Annotated in this window: 16 protein-coding genes; 5 read left to right on the top strand and 11 right to left on the bottom strand. The window is 68.0% G+C overall.

Features of this window, described 5'->3' with window-relative positions:
• Positions 1 to 2: 2 nt before the first annotated feature.
• Positions 3 to 884, top strand: a complete 882-nt coding sequence (locus tag QRN53_RS18810) for a 1,4-dihydroxy-2-naphthoate polyprenyltransferase (protein ID WP_285245328.1) — start codon at positions 3 to 5, stop codon at positions 882 to 884.
• Here QRN53_RS18810 and QRN53_RS18805 read toward each other — a convergent pair.
• Positions 881 to 1,189, bottom strand: coding sequence for a DUF4229 domain-containing protein (locus tag QRN53_RS18805; protein ID WP_285245327.1), 309 nt, complete (start codon positions 1,187 to 1,189; stop codon positions 881 to 883). The two genes, QRN53_RS18810 and QRN53_RS18805, sit on opposite strands and share 4 nt — an antisense overlap.
• A 61-nt stretch (positions 1,190 to 1,250) precedes the next feature.
• Here QRN53_RS18805 and QRN53_RS18800 point away from each other — a divergent pair, with 61 nt between their 5' ends.
• Entirely contained in the window at positions 1,251 to 1,640 is a 390-nt protein-coding gene (locus QRN53_RS18800; RefSeq protein WP_285245326.1) for a PLD nuclease N-terminal domain-containing protein, read from the top strand.
• Between the two features lie 5 nt (positions 1,641 to 1,645).
• On the top strand, positions 1,646 to 2,209 hold the full coding sequence (locus QRN53_RS18795) for a hypothetical protein (protein ID WP_285245325.1): 564 nt from the start codon (positions 1,646 to 1,648) through the stop codon (positions 2,207 to 2,209).
• Here QRN53_RS18795 and QRN53_RS18790 read toward each other — a convergent pair.
• The 10 genes from QRN53_RS18790 to QRN53_RS18745 all read right to left on the bottom strand — a co-directional run bounded on the left by QRN53_RS18790 (position 2,206) and on the right by QRN53_RS18745 (position 16,003).
• A complete protein-coding gene (locus QRN53_RS18790) occupies positions 2,206 to 3,699 on the bottom strand; it encodes a dynamin family protein (protein WP_285245324.1) in 1,494 nt (497 codons plus the stop codon). The genes QRN53_RS18795 and QRN53_RS18790 overlap by 4 nt on opposite strands.
• Positions 3,696 to 5,543, bottom strand: a complete 1,848-nt coding sequence (locus QRN53_RS18785) for a dynamin family protein (protein WP_285245346.1) — start codon at positions 5,541 to 5,543, stop codon at positions 3,696 to 3,698. Before QRN53_RS18785 ends, QRN53_RS18790 begins: the two co-directional genes overlap by 4 nt.
• A gap of 121 nt (positions 5,544 to 5,664) precedes the next feature.
• The gene (locus QRN53_RS18780; protein ID WP_285245323.1) at positions 5,665 to 6,612 is read right to left on the bottom strand and encodes an IniB N-terminal domain-containing protein; all 948 of its coding nucleotides are present in this window, start codon (positions 6,610 to 6,612) and stop codon (positions 5,665 to 5,667) included.
• Between the two features lie 166 nt (positions 6,613 to 6,778).
• Entirely contained in the window at positions 6,779 to 8,866 is a 2,088-nt protein-coding gene (locus QRN53_RS18775) for a LuxR C-terminal-related transcriptional regulator (RefSeq protein WP_502934859.1), read from the bottom strand.
• 1 nt (position 8,867) lies between these two features.
• Positions 8,868 to 10,955: an Hsp70 family protein gene (locus tag QRN53_RS18770; RefSeq protein WP_285245321.1), complete on the bottom strand. Its 2,088-nt coding sequence runs from the start codon at positions 10,953 to 10,955 to the stop codon at positions 8,868 to 8,870.
• Positions 10,956 to 11,082: 127 nt separating this feature from the next.
• Positions 11,083 to 12,171, bottom strand: coding sequence for a c-type cytochrome biogenesis protein CcsB (ccsB, locus tag QRN53_RS18765; protein WP_285245320.1), 1,089 nt, complete (start codon positions 12,169 to 12,171; stop codon positions 11,083 to 11,085).
• On the bottom strand, positions 12,171 to 13,940 hold the full coding sequence (gene resB, locus QRN53_RS18760; protein WP_285245319.1) for a cytochrome c biogenesis protein ResB: 1,770 nt from the start codon (positions 13,938 to 13,940) through the stop codon (positions 12,171 to 12,173). The genes ccsB and resB overlap by 1 nt, the downstream gene beginning before the upstream one ends.
• The gene (locus tag QRN53_RS18755) at positions 13,940 to 14,695 is read right to left on the bottom strand and encodes a cytochrome c biogenesis CcdA family protein (RefSeq protein ID WP_285245318.1); all 756 of its coding nucleotides are present in this window, start codon (positions 14,693 to 14,695) and stop codon (positions 13,940 to 13,942) included. The genes resB and QRN53_RS18755 overlap by 1 nt, the downstream gene beginning before the upstream one ends.
• A 16-nt stretch (positions 14,696 to 14,711) precedes the next feature.
• A complete protein-coding gene (locus QRN53_RS18750; RefSeq protein WP_285245345.1) occupies positions 14,712 to 15,287 on the bottom strand; it encodes a TlpA family protein disulfide reductase in 576 nt (191 codons plus the stop codon).
• Positions 15,288 to 15,322: 35 nt separating this feature from the next.
• Positions 15,323 to 16,003 (bottom strand): histidine phosphatase family protein, encoded by a 681-nt coding sequence (locus tag QRN53_RS18745; protein WP_285245317.1) that lies wholly within the window; start codon positions 16,001 to 16,003, stop codon positions 15,323 to 15,325.
• Positions 16,004 to 16,205: 202 nt separating this feature from the next.
• On the opposite strand from QRN53_RS18745, the gene QRN53_RS18740 reads away from it, so the two are divergent.
• Both QRN53_RS18740 and QRN53_RS18735 read left to right on the top strand, forming a co-directional pair.
• A complete protein-coding gene (locus QRN53_RS18740) occupies positions 16,206 to 16,754 on the top strand; it encodes a YceI family protein (RefSeq protein ID WP_018761772.1) in 549 nt (182 codons plus the stop codon).
• Between the two features lie 203 nt (positions 16,755 to 16,957).
• Positions 16,958 to 17,767 (top strand): single stranded DNA-binding domain-containing protein, encoded by an 810-nt coding sequence (locus QRN53_RS18735; protein WP_285245316.1) that lies wholly within the window; start codon positions 16,958 to 16,960, stop codon positions 17,765 to 17,767.
• Positions 17,768 to 17,895: the final 128 nt, after the last annotated feature.

Here is a 17,895-nt window from a genome sequence, read left to right as displayed (position 1 = left end):
CCGTGGCCACAGCCGCCCAATGGATCCAAGGCGCCCGACTCCGGACACTTCCGGCAGCGATCGCGCCGGTGCTGATCGGCACTGCCGCCGCCTACGAAATGGACTCGTTCCTGCTGCCCAATGCCATCCTCGCGGCGCTGGTGGCGCTCCTGCTCCAAGTCGGCGTGAACTTCGCGAACGACTACTCGGACGGCATCCGCGGTACCGACGACGACCGCGTGGGGCCGTTGCGGCTGGTGGGCTCGGGCGTGGCCAAGCCGGAGCATGTGAAGTGGGCCGCGTTCGGCACGTTTGCCCTGGCCATGGTGTTTGGGCTGGTGCTGGTGTTCCTGACCCAGGCGTGGTGGCTGATCCTGGTGGGGCTGGGCTGCGTCATGGCCGCCTGGGGCTACACGGGCGGCAAGAATCCGTACGGCTATATGGGCCTGGGCGACCTGTTCGTTTTCGTGTTCTTCGGCCTCGTGGCCACCCTGGGCACCACGTACACGCAGGCGGGCCACATCAGCCTGCCGGCCGTTATCGGAGCGATCGGCACCGGGCTGATCGCCACGGCGCTGCTGATGGCCAACAACGTCAGGGACATCCCCACGGACATGCAGGCCGGCAAGAAGACCCTCGCCGTGCGGCTTGGGGACAAGCATGCGCGCGAAAGCTACGTCCTGATGCTGGCCGTGGCCATCCTGCTGGTGGTGATCCTGGCCCCGGGGCGGCCATGGATCCTGATTGTGCTGCTGCTCATCCCGGCATGCCTGATGCCGGCCTGGCTGATGATCAACGGACGCAAGCGCAAGAGCCTGATCCCCGTCCTCAAGCAGACCGGGCTGATCAACCTCGGCTACAGCGTCCTGTTCTCACTGGGCCTGATCCTCAGCCACGGCTTCTAGGCGCTCTTTTTGCCCTTGGCATTGTTGATGGTGATGTCCGGGTTGGCGTCCAGCAGGGCGTCCTCGGCGTTGGCATCCTGGACCTCTCCGGCCGAGCGCAGCGGCTTGGCCTTCCCGGAAAACCGGTACTGGAGTGCCGCGGTGGCAGCATCACGCTGCTTCTGGAAGAAAAGGTAACTGACGGCGAAGGCAATGAGCGCGGCGCAGATGACGGCCATCAGAGCCCCGACCTGCAGGATCAAGAACAGGACGAACAGGGGCAGGAAGATCGCCAAACGGATCAGGGAATATTTCAAAAAGGCCACTATTCAAGTTTAGCCGCCCCGGCCAGCGGCCCCTGCGCGTCCTGACGATAGACTTAATGGCATGCTCTTCCGTGTGGCTTTGGCCGTCGCAGTCCTCGTCATCTTTGTGTATGGCCTGGTGGACGTGATCCGCACTGAAGGCCGCCTCACCCGCGGAATTTCGAAACCGGCGTGGATCATCGTCCAAATTGTCCTGCCCGTCCTCGGTTCCATTCTGTGGCTGCTGATCGGCCGGCCGCGGGGTACAGCCCAGCCGCGGCCCAGCTACCCGCACCCCACTGCTCCGGATGATGACCCGGACTTCCTCCGCAACCTTGAGGCACGCCGCCGGAACCAGGCCGAGGCAGAGCGGCTCAGGAAACTCCGCGACGACCTCGATGCCAAGGCCAAGGACGCCGACCGGAAACCCCGGCACGGCACCGACGAACACGATACCGACGGACTGAAATAGGGGCCATGGCGTCCCGGCCGGGAGGAGATGAGCGGCGCCTGTCCGCTCCCCCGCCGCGGCCCGGCTTGTCCTACTCCGCACCGCCGCCCATCCCGGCCACCCCGTCCCTGCCCCGCACCGTCAGGACTGCCCGCACGTTCTGGGTCCTCAGTTTCCTCGCCGGGCTGACCGTCCTGGCCGGCTCCTTCGTGGCCCGCGATTCGAACCTGCAGCGCCTCCGCGCGGTGGTGGCGGACATGGCCGCACGCAACGGCATGGCCTCCGCGGGTACCGCCGCGGACGTCGTCTTCTGGGCAAGCCTGGGCGCCCTCCTGCTGGTCACCCTGCTGGAGGCCGCAGCCCTGGCCGCGGTCCTTGCCCGCCGGGCTTGGGGACGCTGGGCCCTGCTTCCGCTGCTGGCCAGCCACCTGCCCGTGCTGCTGCTGGCCTCCGTCTTCCTGGTCCCCGGCGGCGCGGCCGGCAGCTACGTGGTGATGCTGTGGGTGGCCGGGCTGGCATTGGGGTTCGGCGGACTGGTGCAGCTGTTCCTGCCGCCCACTGGCGCCTGGCTGCGGCAGGGACGTTCCTAGGCTGACCGGGGCTGGGGGTGCCGGCCGGAGCACTCCGCCACCACGCCCTCGCAGCTGCGGATCACCACCCGGCACGCCTCGGCTGCCGGCCTGCCGGTCAGGGGACTCTCGGAGACCCCGCGCCAGCGTGCCAAATACCGACGGGCTTCGGCAGCCAGCATCTCGGGGCCGGAACCGGAGTCCAGGCCCAGCCGTACCCAGGAGGCCGCACCGCTGCCGCCGAGGAGCCGTTCCGCTTCCACGGCCAGTTCCGGTGGCAGGTCCAGGCCAGTGGTCCGCAGCACCGCGAGCAGCTGGAGTTCCCGGAACTCGTGGGCGTTGGCCTGGAGCCGTTCCAGGGCGGCCGCTAGGTGCTCCGTCCCTTCGCGGGGGCGGCTGGCCAGGAGGTTCTCCACCGCCGCCAGCGCGGTCCTGGCTTTCAACGCCTCGGACCTCGCCTGGAACTGGCGGTCCAGCACGTCCAGCAGCGGGTCCAGTCCGCTTCGCCGGGCAAGCTCATGGGCGAGGGGCGTGGCGTCCGTGAACCCGTTCCGGATCAGGACCGAGGCCAGCCGGATGCCAAAAAGCCCATAACGCTCCAGGAGGGCCGTCCGCGCCGCCTCCGTCAGTCCCTCAGGCTCGGTGGACCTGCGGAACCTGTCCGCGGAGAGCAGCATCCGCTCGCGGGCTGTCCGGTCAAGGGCCGCCACCATGCTCAGGGCCTCAAAGTCCGCCTGGCGCAGGGTGCGGGCACTTTGGGCCAGGAGTCCGGCCACCGGGACCACCGCCAGCGCCAGCTTCCGCAGGTTGGGATCGCGGCCGTACCTCTCCGCGATGCTGCCGGCAGAGATCAGGGAGTCGATCCGGCCGGCCCCCACTTCATCGGCCCGGGACAGCACGGCGATGGCGTTGACGGTACCGGAGCGGGCGGTCCGGGTGTCCCGGAAGGATTCGAGGAAGCGGAGGTCGGACGCGTGCATGTGGCGCATCAGGTAGATCACGGCGTCAGCTTCCGACGCCGCATCCTCCGGCGTGAGGAACGCCAAGGTCCGTGCGGACACGTCCCGGGACAGGGACGCGATCCCCGGCGTATCGATCAGCGTCATGGCTTGCAGTGCCGGCGACGGCCATTCGACGTCGAGCCTTTCCACGTCCTCGGCCCGCATCCCGTCCAGGACGAAGACCAGGCGCCCGTCCACGCGTTTCAGCGGCAGGTTCCTGGGCACCCCATCGATGGGGTGCAGCGTGATGCGGGGCGTGGGCCCGTGCCGATACCACGTGACGATCCTGGTGCATTCCCCGGTATCCGTGGGAGCAATCTCTTCGCCAATGATGGCGTTCAGGAGGGTGGATTTCCCTGCTTTGACCATACCGGCCACGGCAATCCTGAGGGGCTCGGCCAGCCGCCGGGCATAGCCCTGGAGCATTCCTGCGGCTTCGGGGTCGTCGCGGTAGGCCTCCATGGTGTCCCGGATGAGCTCCGCCGCCCCGGCCAAGGTGGCCGCTGTCATCCCACCCCCGCGGCGGTGCGGATGCCGGAGGCGCTTACCTCGGCGGATACGGTTTCGGCGGCCCGGTGCAGCGCCTCCACCTTCTTCAGTTCGGTCCTGATGTCGCAGAGGCGGCCTTCTTTCTCCTGGGCGTAGGAGTTGGCGGCCTTCTGTGCCGCGGCCACGGAGTCGGACAGGGAACGGTGGTATTCGTCCGCGATTTCGGTGAAGTGGTCCCGGGTGGTCCGCTGGACCAGGCGCAGCCTGTCTTTGAGCTGCTTTCCCACCTGGAACGTCACGTCGTCCAGCTGGCGCCTGACCAGGGTTTTGGCCTCGCCCTGGCGGCGCTTCAGCCGCGCTTCCTTGTCCTCCCGGTAGGCCTTGCGTCCCAGCAGCAGGCCGGCCCCCACGGAGAGCGGATTGATCAGTGCCATCCCGAAGATCCCGGTGAGGAGGCCGAACATCAGGACGCCGCCGTAGGACCCGCGCATGCCGATCAGGACCTTCTGGACCGGGTTCACCCGGCCGGGATCCAGCCCGGGCATCTGGTCCACCGGATCCAGGGCGTCCCCGGAGTCGGAGACGTGCAGGACCGGCAAGGACACCTCGTCCGCGGCAAAATGGTCCGACACCTGGGCCGCGAGCCACTGCGACCGTTCGCTGGTCCAGACAAACGTGTCAGAAACGGCCGCGGCAACGCATTCTTCAAGCCACTGGGAAAACTCGGCCCAGACCGGCCCGGGATCGCCTTGGTCGATCGCGGCCTCGGCGTCGCGTTGGATCCGGCGCAGGCGGTCCCTCAGGTCGTACTCCATGTCGGCAATGAGGTCGTTGATGCCGTCGCTGAGGGTCAGCTGCCAGCGGGCGGAGCGCTTCCGCAGTTCATCGGCCTCGGCCTGGGCCAGCGCCAGGGCCTCAAGCATCTGCGGGGTCCCGTCCGGATTCTCCAGGGCCTCCAGCTCGGACTGCAGGGACAACCGGAGGTTCCCGGTGACAGAGAGCAGGTCCTGGCTGACGGAGCGCCGCTGGAGGCGTTGGGCCTTCGCCACGATCTCGTTGCGCAGATGCGCCACCAGGGCGGGATAGCCGGATTCGGCGTTGAGCTCGTTGTCCTGGAGCCGTGAGGCCTCCAACCGGAGGTCGGCGGAGACGGGGAACAGCGGAATGTCCGGCGCCACCTGGTCCAGGTGTGCCCTGTCCAGCTCCTCCACGCGCCGCCAGTCCGGGTAGAGGTCTGTCTTGGAGAGCACCGCCGCGACGCTGGGGGCGATCCGCATGGCCTGGCGCAGGAAGCGGAGCTCGGGTTCGGTGTATTCCTGGGAGGCGTCCGAGACCAGCAGCATGGCATCGGCCGTGGGCAGTGCGGTGAGTGTTGTCAGCGTGTGGGTGGACCCCATGCCGCCCACCCCCGGGGAGTCAATGATCGTAAGGCCGCCGGTCAGGACCCGGCGGGGCAGGCATACCTCCGCGGCCGTCAGCTTCCTGCTGTTGCCCGGGTTGCCTTGCTCGGAGACGAGGGCGGGCAGCTCCGCCAGGTCCACCGGACGGCGCTCGAAGCCCTCTTCCCCGTCCTGGGTGCCGGCTGTAGGGACCAGGATGGCGGCGGATGCCGGCTCACCGTACCGGACGGCCGTGGGAACGGAAGTGGCAATGTCATCGTCCACCGGGCACACGGGGGCGTTCACCAGGGCATTGATGAGCTTGCTCTTGCCCTGCTTGAACTCCCCCACCACGATCACCCTGATGCTTGGGTCCTGCAACCGCGCCGCGGCCTGCTCGAGCCTCTTGCGCAGGTCCGGGCGGTCCCCGCTCCCCACCAGCTGCAGGCCCTGCTCAACCAGCTTCATCAGCTGGCCCGCCGTCATGGGATCGGGCGGCCTTGCGGGTCCTGCTTCTGCCACAGCGCGTCCTTTGATCCGTTACCCAATGTCCCGGGCGGGAGGTGGCCGCCTCCTGCCCGCCGGTTTATCCTCCGGCACCAGCGTGTTACAGCCCGGCTGAGTCGTCAACCACCGGAACATCGATGATGTGGTGGGCCTCCAGGTCCGCATCGGGGTGGGCCGGGTTGTCCTCGGCGAAGTCGAGCTGGCTGTCCCCGACCAAACTGGTGGCCGCGTTGTCCCCGAAGGGGTCTTCCAGGTGCACGTCCACCGCAACGGAGCCATGGCCGGAGAAATCGCTGAACGGGCCACCGGCAGCCGGGACCAGGCCGGCATCCAGGGCGTGGCCGGAGTGATCGGGTTCCTCGGCGAACGAGTCATCCGGGTCCAGGCCGGGGCCGCCAATTAAGGAACCGGACAGCCCGCCGTGATCGTCCCAGGCGGCGGCCCCGGCGTCCGCGTCACCGGTGCCAGCGTCACCAATACCCGCGTCCCCGGCACCCACATCCCCGGTGCCGGCGTTCCCGACCACGGCCGGAGCATGGTCCGCGGCCCCTGCCACGTGGTCTCCTGGCGCCACCGCAACCTCGTTGTCGAACCACTGTTCCGCGTCGCCGTGGGCCCAGACGTTCTGCTGCGCGGACTGGGCGGCAATGGTGGCCCGATCGTCCACGATGGTGGCACCGGCGGTGTAGGAGAAATGGTTCACCACGTTGTGGAGCTGTTGCACCGCGTAGGCGTGGTCGTCAGTGTCGTAGGCAGCGCCGCCGTAACCCGCGGCTTGGCCGCCGTGCGCTGCCGCCCCTCCCGCGGATCCGGCCCATGAGCTGCTGGCGCCGGTGCCGTAGTTCCGCGCGAACGAGGAGGCGTTGACCGTGATGGGGGCATAGTCGAGCACCACAGGCATGGCGGCGTCGACGTCGGCCGAACACACGCTGCCCAGCCCGTGGTCGGCCAAGGCCCGTTCCGGGTTGTCGAGGAATTCCTGGACTGCTTCCCGGTCGCCGAAGAGTTGCATGAGGAACTGAACGAGGTCGTTCGCGAGTGTTGGCATCTGCGTGGTCCTCACATCTTCTTCGAGTTTCGGATCGGCCGGCGCGGGGCCATGGCTGGTTCAAACCTAGGTTCGCGGCCGTGCACCGGGCATCGGGCTCCTGCCCCCTAACGACGGGCTTGGATGCGGGGTACGGGCATCCCCGGCGCTAGGGGCATTAGGGGTTTCATTCCTGCCGGGGGTGCAGGTGCTGGGGGTTTGCCGGTACGGAATTGTCGGTGCCGAGGGCGAGGCGCAGGCGGGCCAGCAGGTCGGACCGGTTCTCGGCGCCGAGGCGCCGCCTGATGCGGGCGATGTGGTGCTCCGCCGTGCGGGGCGAAATGTAGATGGACTCCCCTATTTCCCGGTAGGTTTTGCCCTCCAGTACCAGCCTGGCCACTTCCTTCTCCCGTTCGCTCAGTCCCGAGGCGTCCGGCTGGCCTTTTCCGCCGTTCTCGGCGCCGGTTCCTGCGGGTACCTCCGGTGTCCCGGCGGGGCCGCCCTGCGGGTGGAGGTCCCGGGCGCAGGAAAGCAGGCGCATCATGTCCCGGCGGTCATCTGCCCGCGCGGCAGCGTGCCCGGCGAGCCGCGCACCCTCCCATGGCATCCCTACCGCACCCAGCAGCCGGGCCGCACCCTCCACTTCGGCCGGACGGAACCTCCCGGCCAGCACCGAGACCCAGGCCTTTCCCGCGGCGGCCAGGATTGCGGCGAGGTGGCTGTGGGTGGAGGCCTTGGCCAGCGCGGTCGCGTGCGGGGCAAGATCGGCGGGGCTCTCATTCAGCAGTGCGGCCTGGACTGCTGCCCAATGCAGCGGAACCGCCCACAGGGGAGGTTCCCCCAGGCGTCCGAGCAGTCTCCATGCCTCGTCCACGTAGTGGGCCACGTGCCGCGTCTCCCGCAGCCGGGAGGCGGCAATGAGGAGCTCGCCCCAGGGCAGCAGGCTGTAGAGGTCCACGGACGTGTGCAGCATGGCCTCGCGGGCTCGTTCCCATGCCCGGAGGAGTTCCGGAACCTCACCGTTCCTGCGGGCCAGCCCCACATCGAGCGCCGCACCGAGGAATTCGTCGCGCGGGACCAGCGGCCAGTGGTTGATCTTGGCGGCCTCCTTGGCAGCCAGCCTTGCTTCGTCGGGTTTGTCCTGCATCATGGCCGCCCAGGCCTGGATGAGCAGGAGCCTGGGCTGCGCGGCGCTGCCTCCCTGGCCTGCTGCCACAGCTGCCCGGCATACGGTCTCAGCCAGATGCGGCTCCCCACTGTGCAGGGCCAGGAGTGCGGCAAGTGCTCCGGGCGTTTCCGGCAGCGGCAGCGCCGTGCCGGCCGAGTTCAGCAGGTCCGAGGCGTGGATCAGGACGGCGGTCCCCTGCTGCGGTTTTTCTCCCAAGGACGCGAGGATTCCCTGCCCGGTCTGGAGCAGCGCGGACGCGAGCAGGGTTGGGGAGGCCTGCGGGGCTTCCGGGGGGAAGAAGGCCTCCGCGCCTTTGAGGTCTCCGGTCCCCAGGATGGCGACGGCGGCCAGGGGCGCGGATGCTCCGACGCGCTCCGTACCCAGCCAGTTGTAGACATCGGCAGCGTGGGCCAGCATTCCCCGCTGCGCCCACACGGAGGCGGCAACGTCCACGCCGCGGCGGACGTCCGGTGGGTCGGTGCTGACCAGAAGGGTGTCGATGATCCGTGCCGCCGCATCGAGTTCCCCGTCACCGGCTGCCGCTTGGGCGCGCCGGGCTGCCGTGGCCAGGGGATCGGCACCAGCCAGGAGGGCCTCCTCGTACAGCTGCGATGCGAGCCTTGGGTCATGCTGGAGCGCGGTGTCCGCGGCCTGCTCCAGTTCCGTGGCTACGCGCGGATCCGCGAGGCCGCCGCGTGCCAGTTCGCGCGCAAGGGTTCCGAGCGGTTGCCCCGCGGACGCGAAGACGCTCACGAGTTCCCGCTGGAGGGCGTGGATCCTGGCGGTGGGGGTGACTGCCAGCAAAGCATGCCGGGCCGGCCCCACCACCGTGCCGTCCGGCATCAGCAGTCCCGCGGCCTCGGCGCGGTCCACCAGGGCGTCAAGGTTTTCCACCGCTCCCCTGCCAACCTTGTGCTGCAGGTCTGCCGGCAGCGGACCGGGCAGGGCGAAGCCCACTGACAGAGCCAGCAGCAGCTCACGTACGGCCGCGTTGGCCCCCCTCAACTCTTTAGCCATCAATTCCGCGGCATGGGGCGGGTGCCCCTGATGGTCCAGTGCAGCGTGCAGGGATCCGGACCGTTCCACACGCTGAAGGTGCCCGTCCATATCAGGCCGCCGGCGACGTCATAGGGGCCGTTGCCACGGCTGCGTCAGTGGGCGTGGGATTCGTTTCCTCGGGCGTTGGAGAAGGGGCCGTGGCGGGCACAGGCGTCAAATCCACCGACGTTGGGGACGCGATGGGATCAGTGGCCGGATCCGAAGCCCCGGTGGTGGTGGGCGCCGCCGTTGAGAGCGGCGTTGGCGTGGGTGCTGCGGAAGTGGCCGGATCCGTAGGGCTCGTGGACCCCGAAAGAGGAGTGGGCGCGGTGGTGGACGTGGGCGGTGCCGTGTCCGACGGTGTTGCGGTGTCCGACGGAGTGGTGGTTCCCGTCCCGGGGCTTGTACTGCCCGGCTGGGTGGTATCCGGTGGCGGGGCAGGAGCCAGGGTCACGGATTCAGGCACCACTCCCGTGCCGGCGGTGCCCGTTCCTGCCGGTGCACCGCCGGCAGGGGCGCCGCCGGCAGCCGCGGCTGCCGCACTGGCCAGCGCCGATTGTTTGCTGCTGGGTGAGGCGGAAATGTCCAGGCCGGCCTGCGGCCCAAGCGGCCTTTTCGCGCTGGCCTCGATGCCGGTCAGCGGCTGCGGGTTCACGGCTGCGGTGGCTCCCCGAGCCCCGGCAGATTCGGTGCCGGACGGACCGGGAGTGCCAACCGGACCGGAAGCTCCGGTATCGGCCCCGGCTTGGGGGACGAACATCGCCGTCAGGCTGCCCAGCCCGTCCGGGCTTTGCGCGGCCGTGGCGGTGAGGATCGTCAGGACGGCGGCGGCGGCAGCCACCGCCGTAACCCGGACCGTCGGTTTCGGGGCGTGCGCTCCCCTCCCGCCCCGGGTTCTGCGGAGCGGGTCCGTCCCCACCCCGGCTTCCGCCGTCGTCGCGTATTTGCGCGACCAGCTGGGCCTGACCGGTGCCCCGGGAACGTCCGGCGCGGCGGGGACCGGGACGACGGCGGCGTCCACCCCGGCTGCCGACGCAACAGGAACGGACGCGGCGGCCAGGTCCACGGCGGCAGCTGCGTGCGCCAGGACAGCCGCCACGGCGGCCCCGAGGCAGATGGACGATTTCGGGTCGGCGTCCACCGCGATGGGCCGGTCAAGTTGTTCGGACACCAGCTGCGCCACGAGGGGAATCCGGGACGAGCCCCCGATCAGCAGGACCGCGGAGAGGTCTGCCGGTTCAAGGTGGAGCCGGGCAAGGGACTGCTCCAGGGCGTCCACCGTGTCCCGCACCGGTTCTTCGATCAGGGCCTCGAATTCCGCCCGCACCAGCCGCACCTGCTGCTGGAGTCCGGGAAGGAGGACGGGGATGGTGGCTTCACTGTCCGCAGAGAGCGCTTCCTTGGCCTCGACGCATTCACGGCGCAGCCGGGTCAATGCGCCCATGCCGGTGGGGTCGGCGGGGTCGAGGTCCGTCAGGGCCGTCCCGGTGTGCTGCGCGACGTAGCGGAACACGGCCGCATCAAAGTCGGCCCCACCCAGGTCCTCGATACCGTCGGGCCGGCCTAGGAGCTCAAAGCGGCTGCCGCCGGACTTCCGCAGCACCGCGGTGTCGAAGGTACCGCCGCCGAGGTCGTACACAGCGATGGTGCTTCCTTCCTCCACCCGCACCTGGGATGCGTAGTGCAAGGCCGCGGCCTCGGGTTCAGGCAGGAGGGTGACGTTGTCCAGGCCATGGGCGGCCAGGGCGTCGCGGATGGCGGACAGCCGGTGGATTCCCCAGGCTGCCGGGTGGGTCAGGAAGATGGCCGACGGGAACGCACCTTCGCGTTCGGCCGCACGGCTTGCCACCCAGCGGGCCACGGTGGCAAACACGTCTTCAGGCCGTACCGTCAGGGTGCCCAAGGCGAACGGAACGTCGTCGCCTACGCGCCGCTTGAATTCCCGGACGACGCGGCCGGGCGAGTCAAGGCCGCGTCGTTCTGCGGCTTCCCCCACCAGGACAGGGCCTTCTTCCGGGTAGTACACCACGGAGGGCACGGATGAACCCCGGAGCCCCAGTGGCAGGCACTCCGGGAGGGGCGAAGCACCTTCGTCGAAACGGACAACGGCGGCCGCCGTGTAACTGGTTCCGACGTCGACGGCGAGAGCATAGCTCATGGGTACCTCGGAAAGCTGGTGATCCGCCTGCAAACTTCATCACAGGGAACCTGACCAAAGTAGCATTTCCGAAGGACCGGGGAACAGCCCTGTTGCTACATCGAATAGCTATTTGTTGGCGGCAGCCTCAGAGCCCGGAGTAGGAGTGGAGCCCGTTGAACAACGTGTTCACAATGGTGAAGTTGAAGACAACGCAGCAGTAGCCCACGATCGACAGCCACGCGGCACGGGTTCCGGTCCAGCCGCGCGTGGCGCGTGCGTGCAGGTATCCGGCGTAGACAACCCAGATCACGAATGTCCACACCTCTTTGGTGTCCCAGCCCCAGAACCGGCCCCAGGCCTTTTCCGCCCAGATCGCGCCGAACATGAGGGTGAAGGTCCAGCCGATGAAGGCGATCGCGTTGATCCGGTAAGACAGGTTCTCCAGGCTCAGCGCGGACGGTACCAGGCGCATGAAGCCGAGCTTGTCGGCTCCGCCGGCAGCAACGGTCTTCTGCCGGTGGGACTGCACCAACTGCAGAGCGGACATGGCGAACGTCAGGGTGAACAGGGACGAGGACAGCACTGCGATGGAAACGTGGATGACCAGCCAGTAGCTCTGCAGCGCCGGCACCAGGTGGCCTACCGGGGTCCAGAAGGCCACCGATGCGGCCACCATCATGATGATGACCAGGCCCACCACGAAGGTGCCCAGGAAGCGGAGGTCGCGCCGGATCAGCGAGACCAGGAACACGACCGCCACCAGGAACGCGCCGGTGGTCAGGAATTCGTACATGTTGCCCCACGGCACCCGGCCGGCACCAAGGGCCCTGGTGACCACGCCGGCGCCGTGGATGAGGACGGCGAGGGTGGTCAGGGCCACGGCGACCCGCGCCGGAACCCGGCGCTCCGCGGCGTACTTCATGTCGCCGTCGGCCGTGACAATGCCGCCGGAACCTGCCGCGTTGGCTTTGGCGGTTGACGACGACGGCCGCTCGGCACGGTCGGCGGGGCCGCTCAGGCGTCCCCCTGCAGAGCCCGCACCCACGCCGGCTGCCACGGGGACCTTGGCGGTTGCGCCGGCCTGGGCGGCCTTGAGGTCCACTGCGCGCAGCGCCTTGCTGCTCTTTGCCAGGTCCCAGGCGAAGGCGATGAAGGCCACCGTGTAGGTACCCGCCGCCAGCAGCATGAAGAGTTCGCTGTACTGGCCCATGGTTTCGTTGATTCCAAATGGCATTACTGGTCCTTTTCGGGCCCGGTGGGGCCTGCTGGGGTGCTGACGGAGCCTGCGACATTATCGCTTGTCCGGCTGGGAGTTTGCTGGGACCCGGCGGTGGTTCCGGGGTCAACGGAGTCGGATGCTGCTTCTTCGGCGGCATCCGCGGGCAATTGCCATTCCGTGGCGAAGAGTTCCCGGAGGGCAGCTGCCTCGCCGGCCAGGCGGTGGTCCTCGCCGCGGGCCAGGAGCCCGTATTCCACCATGGTGCGGCCGTCCGCCGCAGTGCCGGTCCGTACCCACACGCGACGGCGGTTGACGTAGAGCGAGAGGATCAGGCCGGCCACCGCAAGGAGCGCGAAGACCAGGGCGTAGACCTGGCCCGGGTTGTGGTGGATGTCCACGCCGATGTAGCGCTTCACGCCGTCAAAGCTGATGGTGCCCTTGCCGTCAGGCAGGGTGGCTGTGGAGCCCGGCGCCAGGGTGATGCCGCCTGCGGCCAGGTTCCGCGCGTTCAGCGGCGTCAGGTTCCTGACGTCGAGTTCGAAGACGTTCTGCGGGGCACCGCTGTTCAGGCCCAGGTCGCCGTAGTAGGAGTTCAGGGTCAGCTGCGGGTTGAACAGCTCGGGATCGGCGCTGAACGAAACGTTCTTGTCCGTGACGAACGCGGTGGGGAGGAAGAAGCCCACGAAGCCCAGCTGGTCCGGTTTCGCATCCGGGACCTTGATGACCACCGAGGAGTAGTAGTTGTCCCCCTGCAGCTTGGCTACAACGGGCCCCTGCATGGCGATGTTGCCGTTGCCGTCACGGATGGTGACCACGGGGGCGTAGCCGTTGCCGGTGAGGTAGATGCTGGTGCCGCCCAGGTTAACGGGGTCGTTGACCTTCAGGATCTCCTGCTTGGCCGGCGCGTCCGGGTTTTCCTTGGTGGTCACGGTGGCGGCGAAGTCGATGGGCTGGCCGAACTTGCCCTTGGATTCCCGGTCGAAGGTGATGTTGAACTTGTCCAGCTGGAGCGAGTACGGCTGGAGCTGGCTGGGCTGGAAGTTGGTGCCCGGGTTGAACTGGTCGTAGCCCACCAGGGTGTTCACGAACGTGTCGCCTTCCACCAGGATGCGCTGGCCGCTGTACCCGAACAGGCCGCCGGCGGCCACGGATACCAGCACGCCGATGAGCGAGGTGTGGAAAACCAGGTTTCCCACTTCCTTCATGAAACCGCGCTCGGCACCCAGGGACGGAAGGGCGCCGTCGGCATCCCTGACCTCTACCCGGTAGCCGCGCTTGCTGAGCAGCCCGGCGGCACTGTTGATGGCGTCCGACGCCGGGATCCCGGCGTCGGCGGGAACCACCAGGGTGCCGTATTCGGGGAGCCGGGACAGGCGCTGCGGGGTACGCGGCGGCTGGGAGCGCATGGCTTTGTAGTGGGCGATGGCGCGCGGCACCACGCAGCCGATCAGCGAGATGAACAGCAGGAGGTAGATCGCCGAGAACCATGCCGAGGAGTAGACGTCGTAGAGCTGCAGGGAGTCCAGCAGCTTGCCGTAGTCCTGGTGGTCCTTAATGTATTGGGTCACATTGGCCGGGTTGGCGGGCCGCTGCGGGAACAGCGAGCCGGGTACGGCCGCGACGGCGAGGAGCAGCAGCAGGAACAATGCCGTCCGCATGCTGGTCAGCTGGGTCCAGGCCCACCGCAGCATGCCCTTCGGGCCCAGGGCCGGAAGGGCGGCCTCTGCCTTGGCCCCTGCGACAGGGGTGGATTGCTTCTTCTTTACGTTCACACGCTCGCTCATCAGATCGGCAACTTCACGTCGGTTTGGAACCAGTACTGCAGCCCGGTTACCCAGGCCCCCCACACGCCGGTGGCCATCAGCAGGCCCAGCACCACCAGGATGCCGCCGCCGGTCCGCTGGATGGCAAGGCGGTGCTTGCGGAAGAACGCCATAACGCCCATTCCGCGGCGCACGGCCAGCGCGATCAGCAGGAACGGGATGCCCAGTCCCAGGCTGTAGACGAACGCCAGGAAGGCGCCCTTGGCGGCGGAAGATCCGCCGGAGAGGCTGAGCAGCTGCACGGCGGAGTAGGTGGGACCGATGCAGGGGGCCCAGCCCAGCCCGAAGGTGAGGCCCAACAGGGGCGCACCCCAGAGCCCGGCGGGCGGTTTGGCATGGATTTTCGCGTCCCGCTGGAGCCAGCTGAAGCCGCCCATGAACACAATGCCCATGATGATCACCAGGATGCCCAGGAGTTGGGTGATCCAGGCGTTCCGGCTGCCGCTGATCAGGGTGCCCAGCTGCCCGAAGGCGCCGCCCAGCAGGACGAAGATCACCGAGAAACCCAGGACGAACAAACCGATGCCTGCCAGCATCCGGCCGCGCTTTTGCTTCTGCAGGTCAACGCCGCTCAAGCCCGTGACGTATCCGAGGTAGCCCGGAACAAGGGGCAGCACGCAGGGCGAAAGGAAGGACACCAGGCCGGCGAGCAGCGCCACCGGGATGGCCAGGAGGAGCGAGCCGCTGAGGATGGCTTCGGCGAAAGGACTGTTCACGGTGCCTGGCCTGCCCCTACTCCGCCACGGCGGCGGTGATGAGGGCCTTCAAGGTGCCCTTCTCGATCTCGCCCAGGACCCGGGACGCCACCCGGCCCTGCTTGTCCAGGACCAGGGTGGTGGGGACCGCCCCGGGCGGGACCAGGCCGGATACGGACAGCAGGACGCTGCCGTCCTTGTCATCGAAACTTGGGTACGTCAGGTTGAAGGTCTTCTCGAACGCCTCTGCGGTGGGTTTCTCGTCGCGGAGGTTGACGCCGAAGAACTGCACGCCCTGGTCCTTGAACTCCTGGTGGAGTTCTTCGAGGATGGGCGCCTCCACCCGGCACGGGGCACAGGCGGCGAACCAGAAGTTGAGGATGCTTACCTTGCCCTGGAAGTCTGCGGGGGTCACCTTGGCGCCGCTGAAGAGCGCCCCTTGGATCTGGACGGCCTCCTTGCGGTCGCCGGCGGCGAACTCGGTGACCGAACCGTCGCCTGCCACGTAGTTCTTGTTGTCTCCGGCCTTTGCCTGCTTGGCCAGGGCGTCTTCCTGGGCGCAGCCGGACAGGCCAAGGGTCAGTGCGCCCAAGGCCAGGCCGCTCACGAGCATGCTGCGGCGCGAGGGGAGGAAATCGTTGGTCACAGCTAGGCTCCAGGGGTGCTGGCGGCACCGGGAAGAAGGGACGCGGCGGGTTCGCTGTAGTCGACCCGCACCAGCGAGCCGTCGGCATCGAACACCAGGGACGTGACGGAGGTCAGCGTGCACTCGCGTTTGCGGGGGTCGTGCCACAGGGGCCGGCCTTCGGCGCTGAGCCGTGCGGCCCAGATGGGCAGCTGGTGGCTGACGAGGATGGCTTCGGGTCCCTCGGCGCCGAAGTCGCCGGCGGCCAGTTCGATGGCCCGGAGCCGGGCGTCCTGCGCTGCCGCAGCGATGCGGGCGGCCTGCTGCCTGTAGGGCTCGCCCCAGGACGGGCGCAGCGGATTGACCAGCCGGGGCCAGTGCTTGGGCCGGCGCAGCTCTGCTTTGGTGACCTTCATGCCCTCGAAGTAGTTTTCCGCCTCGATGATCCGGGGCTCGGTGTGGATCTGCAGGTGCAGGGCTTCCGACGTCGGCCGGGCGGTTTCCTGCGCGCGCTCAAGCGGCGAGGCGGCCAGGTACGTGATGCGGGCGCCCCGTTCGGCACGCTGCCGGAAGTGCTCGGCGAGGGTGCGGGCCATCTCCTGCCCCAGTTCGGAGAGGTGGAATTCGGGGAGCCGTCCGTACAGAACGCCGTCGGGATTATGGACCTCGCCGTGGCGGAGCAGATGGACAGTGGCTTGGGGCATGTTTACCAGTTTCTCAAAGATGGCGTGCGATCCGAAATCTTCTACGAACAGTAGAACTTAAGTTTCTGAAGAAATGTTCCGAACACGGGAACAAAACATGCAAACGCATGTTTATACTGGATGCAGCAAGTTAGTTGAGGCTTCAACCGATGAAGGTTCAACCGCATGACCACAACAGGTATTACGAACAAGGAGCATCATCATGGCACTTCCCGCAGACGTCACCACCGGCACCTGGACCCTGGACAACTCCCACAGCGAGATCGGCTTCACCGTCCGTCACGCCGGCATCAGCAAGGTCCGCGGCCAGTTCACCGAAGCCGCCGCAACGCTTGACCTCGTCGAGGATGTTGCCGATTCAAAGATCAACGCCACCATCAAGACCGCCAGCTTCGACTCCGGCGACGCCAACCGCGACGGCCACGTCAAGGGCGAGGACTTCTTCGACGTGGAGAAGTTCCCGGAGATCTCCTTCGTCTCCAACGGCCTGGTGGCCAAGGGCAACAGCTACGAGCTCACCGGTGACCTCACCATCAAGGGTGTCACCCGCCCGGTGACCCTGGAGACCGAGTTCAACGGCGTAGCCGTTGATCCGTTCGGCAACACCCGCGCAGGCGTCTCCGCCGAGACCACCATCAGCCGCAAGGACTTCGGCCTGACCTGGAACGCTGTCCTGGAGACCGGCGGCGTGCTGGTCAGCGACAAGGTTGCCATCAACCTGGAGCTCGCCTTCATCGCTCCCGCAGCCTGATTCCGCTCCGGCCCACCCCGGCAGCAGGCATTTCCGCCTGGTGCCGGGGTGCCGCATTTAACGCCCCTGGCGGCGTGAAGGGCCCCGCCGGATCCCGCACAACCCGGCCCGCCGGGGGTACGGTGGACTTAAGCCATGCTGGGGGCGGCACAGGACCGATTCCCGGCAGCCCGCCCGGATCCCGACCTGCAGAAGGAACGCCCATGAGTACTCCTCCCGTCCCGCCTCCCGCGCCCCACGATCCGCCATCCGGAAACGAGCAGCCAGGCAACGGCCAGCCGGGCGGCGAGCAGTCCGGCGCCCAGCAGCCCCGCTATGGACAGAATGCCCCCCAGTACGGGCAGAACGCTCCGCAGTACGGCCAAAACGCTCCGCAGCAGGGTTCGCAGCCACCGGCAGCACCGCAGTATGGCCAGAACGCTCCCCAGTATGGGCAGAATGCCCCGCAGGCTCCCGGCTACGGGCAGCAGCAGCCCTACGGCCAGCAGCCGTACGGCCAGTCCCCCTACGGCCAGTACCCGTCGGAGCAGCCGCAGCCGGCGGCAAGCACCGGTATTCCGCAACTGGTAAACGTTTCCTTCTGGATGCTGATCGCGGCCGCCGTGATCTTTGTCATCTCCCTGCTCACCGGGCTCACCCAGCTGGATGATCCCGCGTTCAGGCAGGCCTTTGACCAGCAGGTCAAGGCAAGCAACGCCGGCATCACGTACGACGACATCAAGGGCGTCGTCGCCGGAACCCTGGTGGTCTTCGCCATTATCGGGGCTACCCTCTACCTGCTGGTGGCCTTCTTCGTCCGGAAGGGCAAGAACTGGGCCCGCATCCTGGGAACCGTCTTTGCGGCCTTGTCGGTGCTGGGCCTGTTCGGGATTCCGTCGTTCGCTACGGTCGGAACCGTCCTGGGCATCGTGGCCATCGTGCTGCTGTACCTTCCCGCGGCTGCCCCGTACTTCCGGAAACAGCAGCCCGGCAACCCTTACGCCGGCGGCTTCGGAAACCCTTACGGCCGGTAGCGGCCGGCCGTACCACGGCAAACGGCCCGGGATGATCGCATCATCCCGGGCCGTTTGCCGTTAAGGGGTGGTACCTAGGTGTTCTTCCCACGGAGATTGTGAACGCGGTCGATGGGTGATTTGCCGCC

It is taken from the genome of Pseudarthrobacter sp. fls2-241-R2A-127 (assembly GCF_030209355.1).
In the GTDB taxonomy this organism is placed as follows: Bacteria; Actinomycetota; Actinomycetes; order Actinomycetales; family Micrococcaceae; genus Arthrobacter.
Note: the sequence above shows the minus strand (reverse complement) of the source record. Positions and strands in the feature narration are given on the sequence as shown.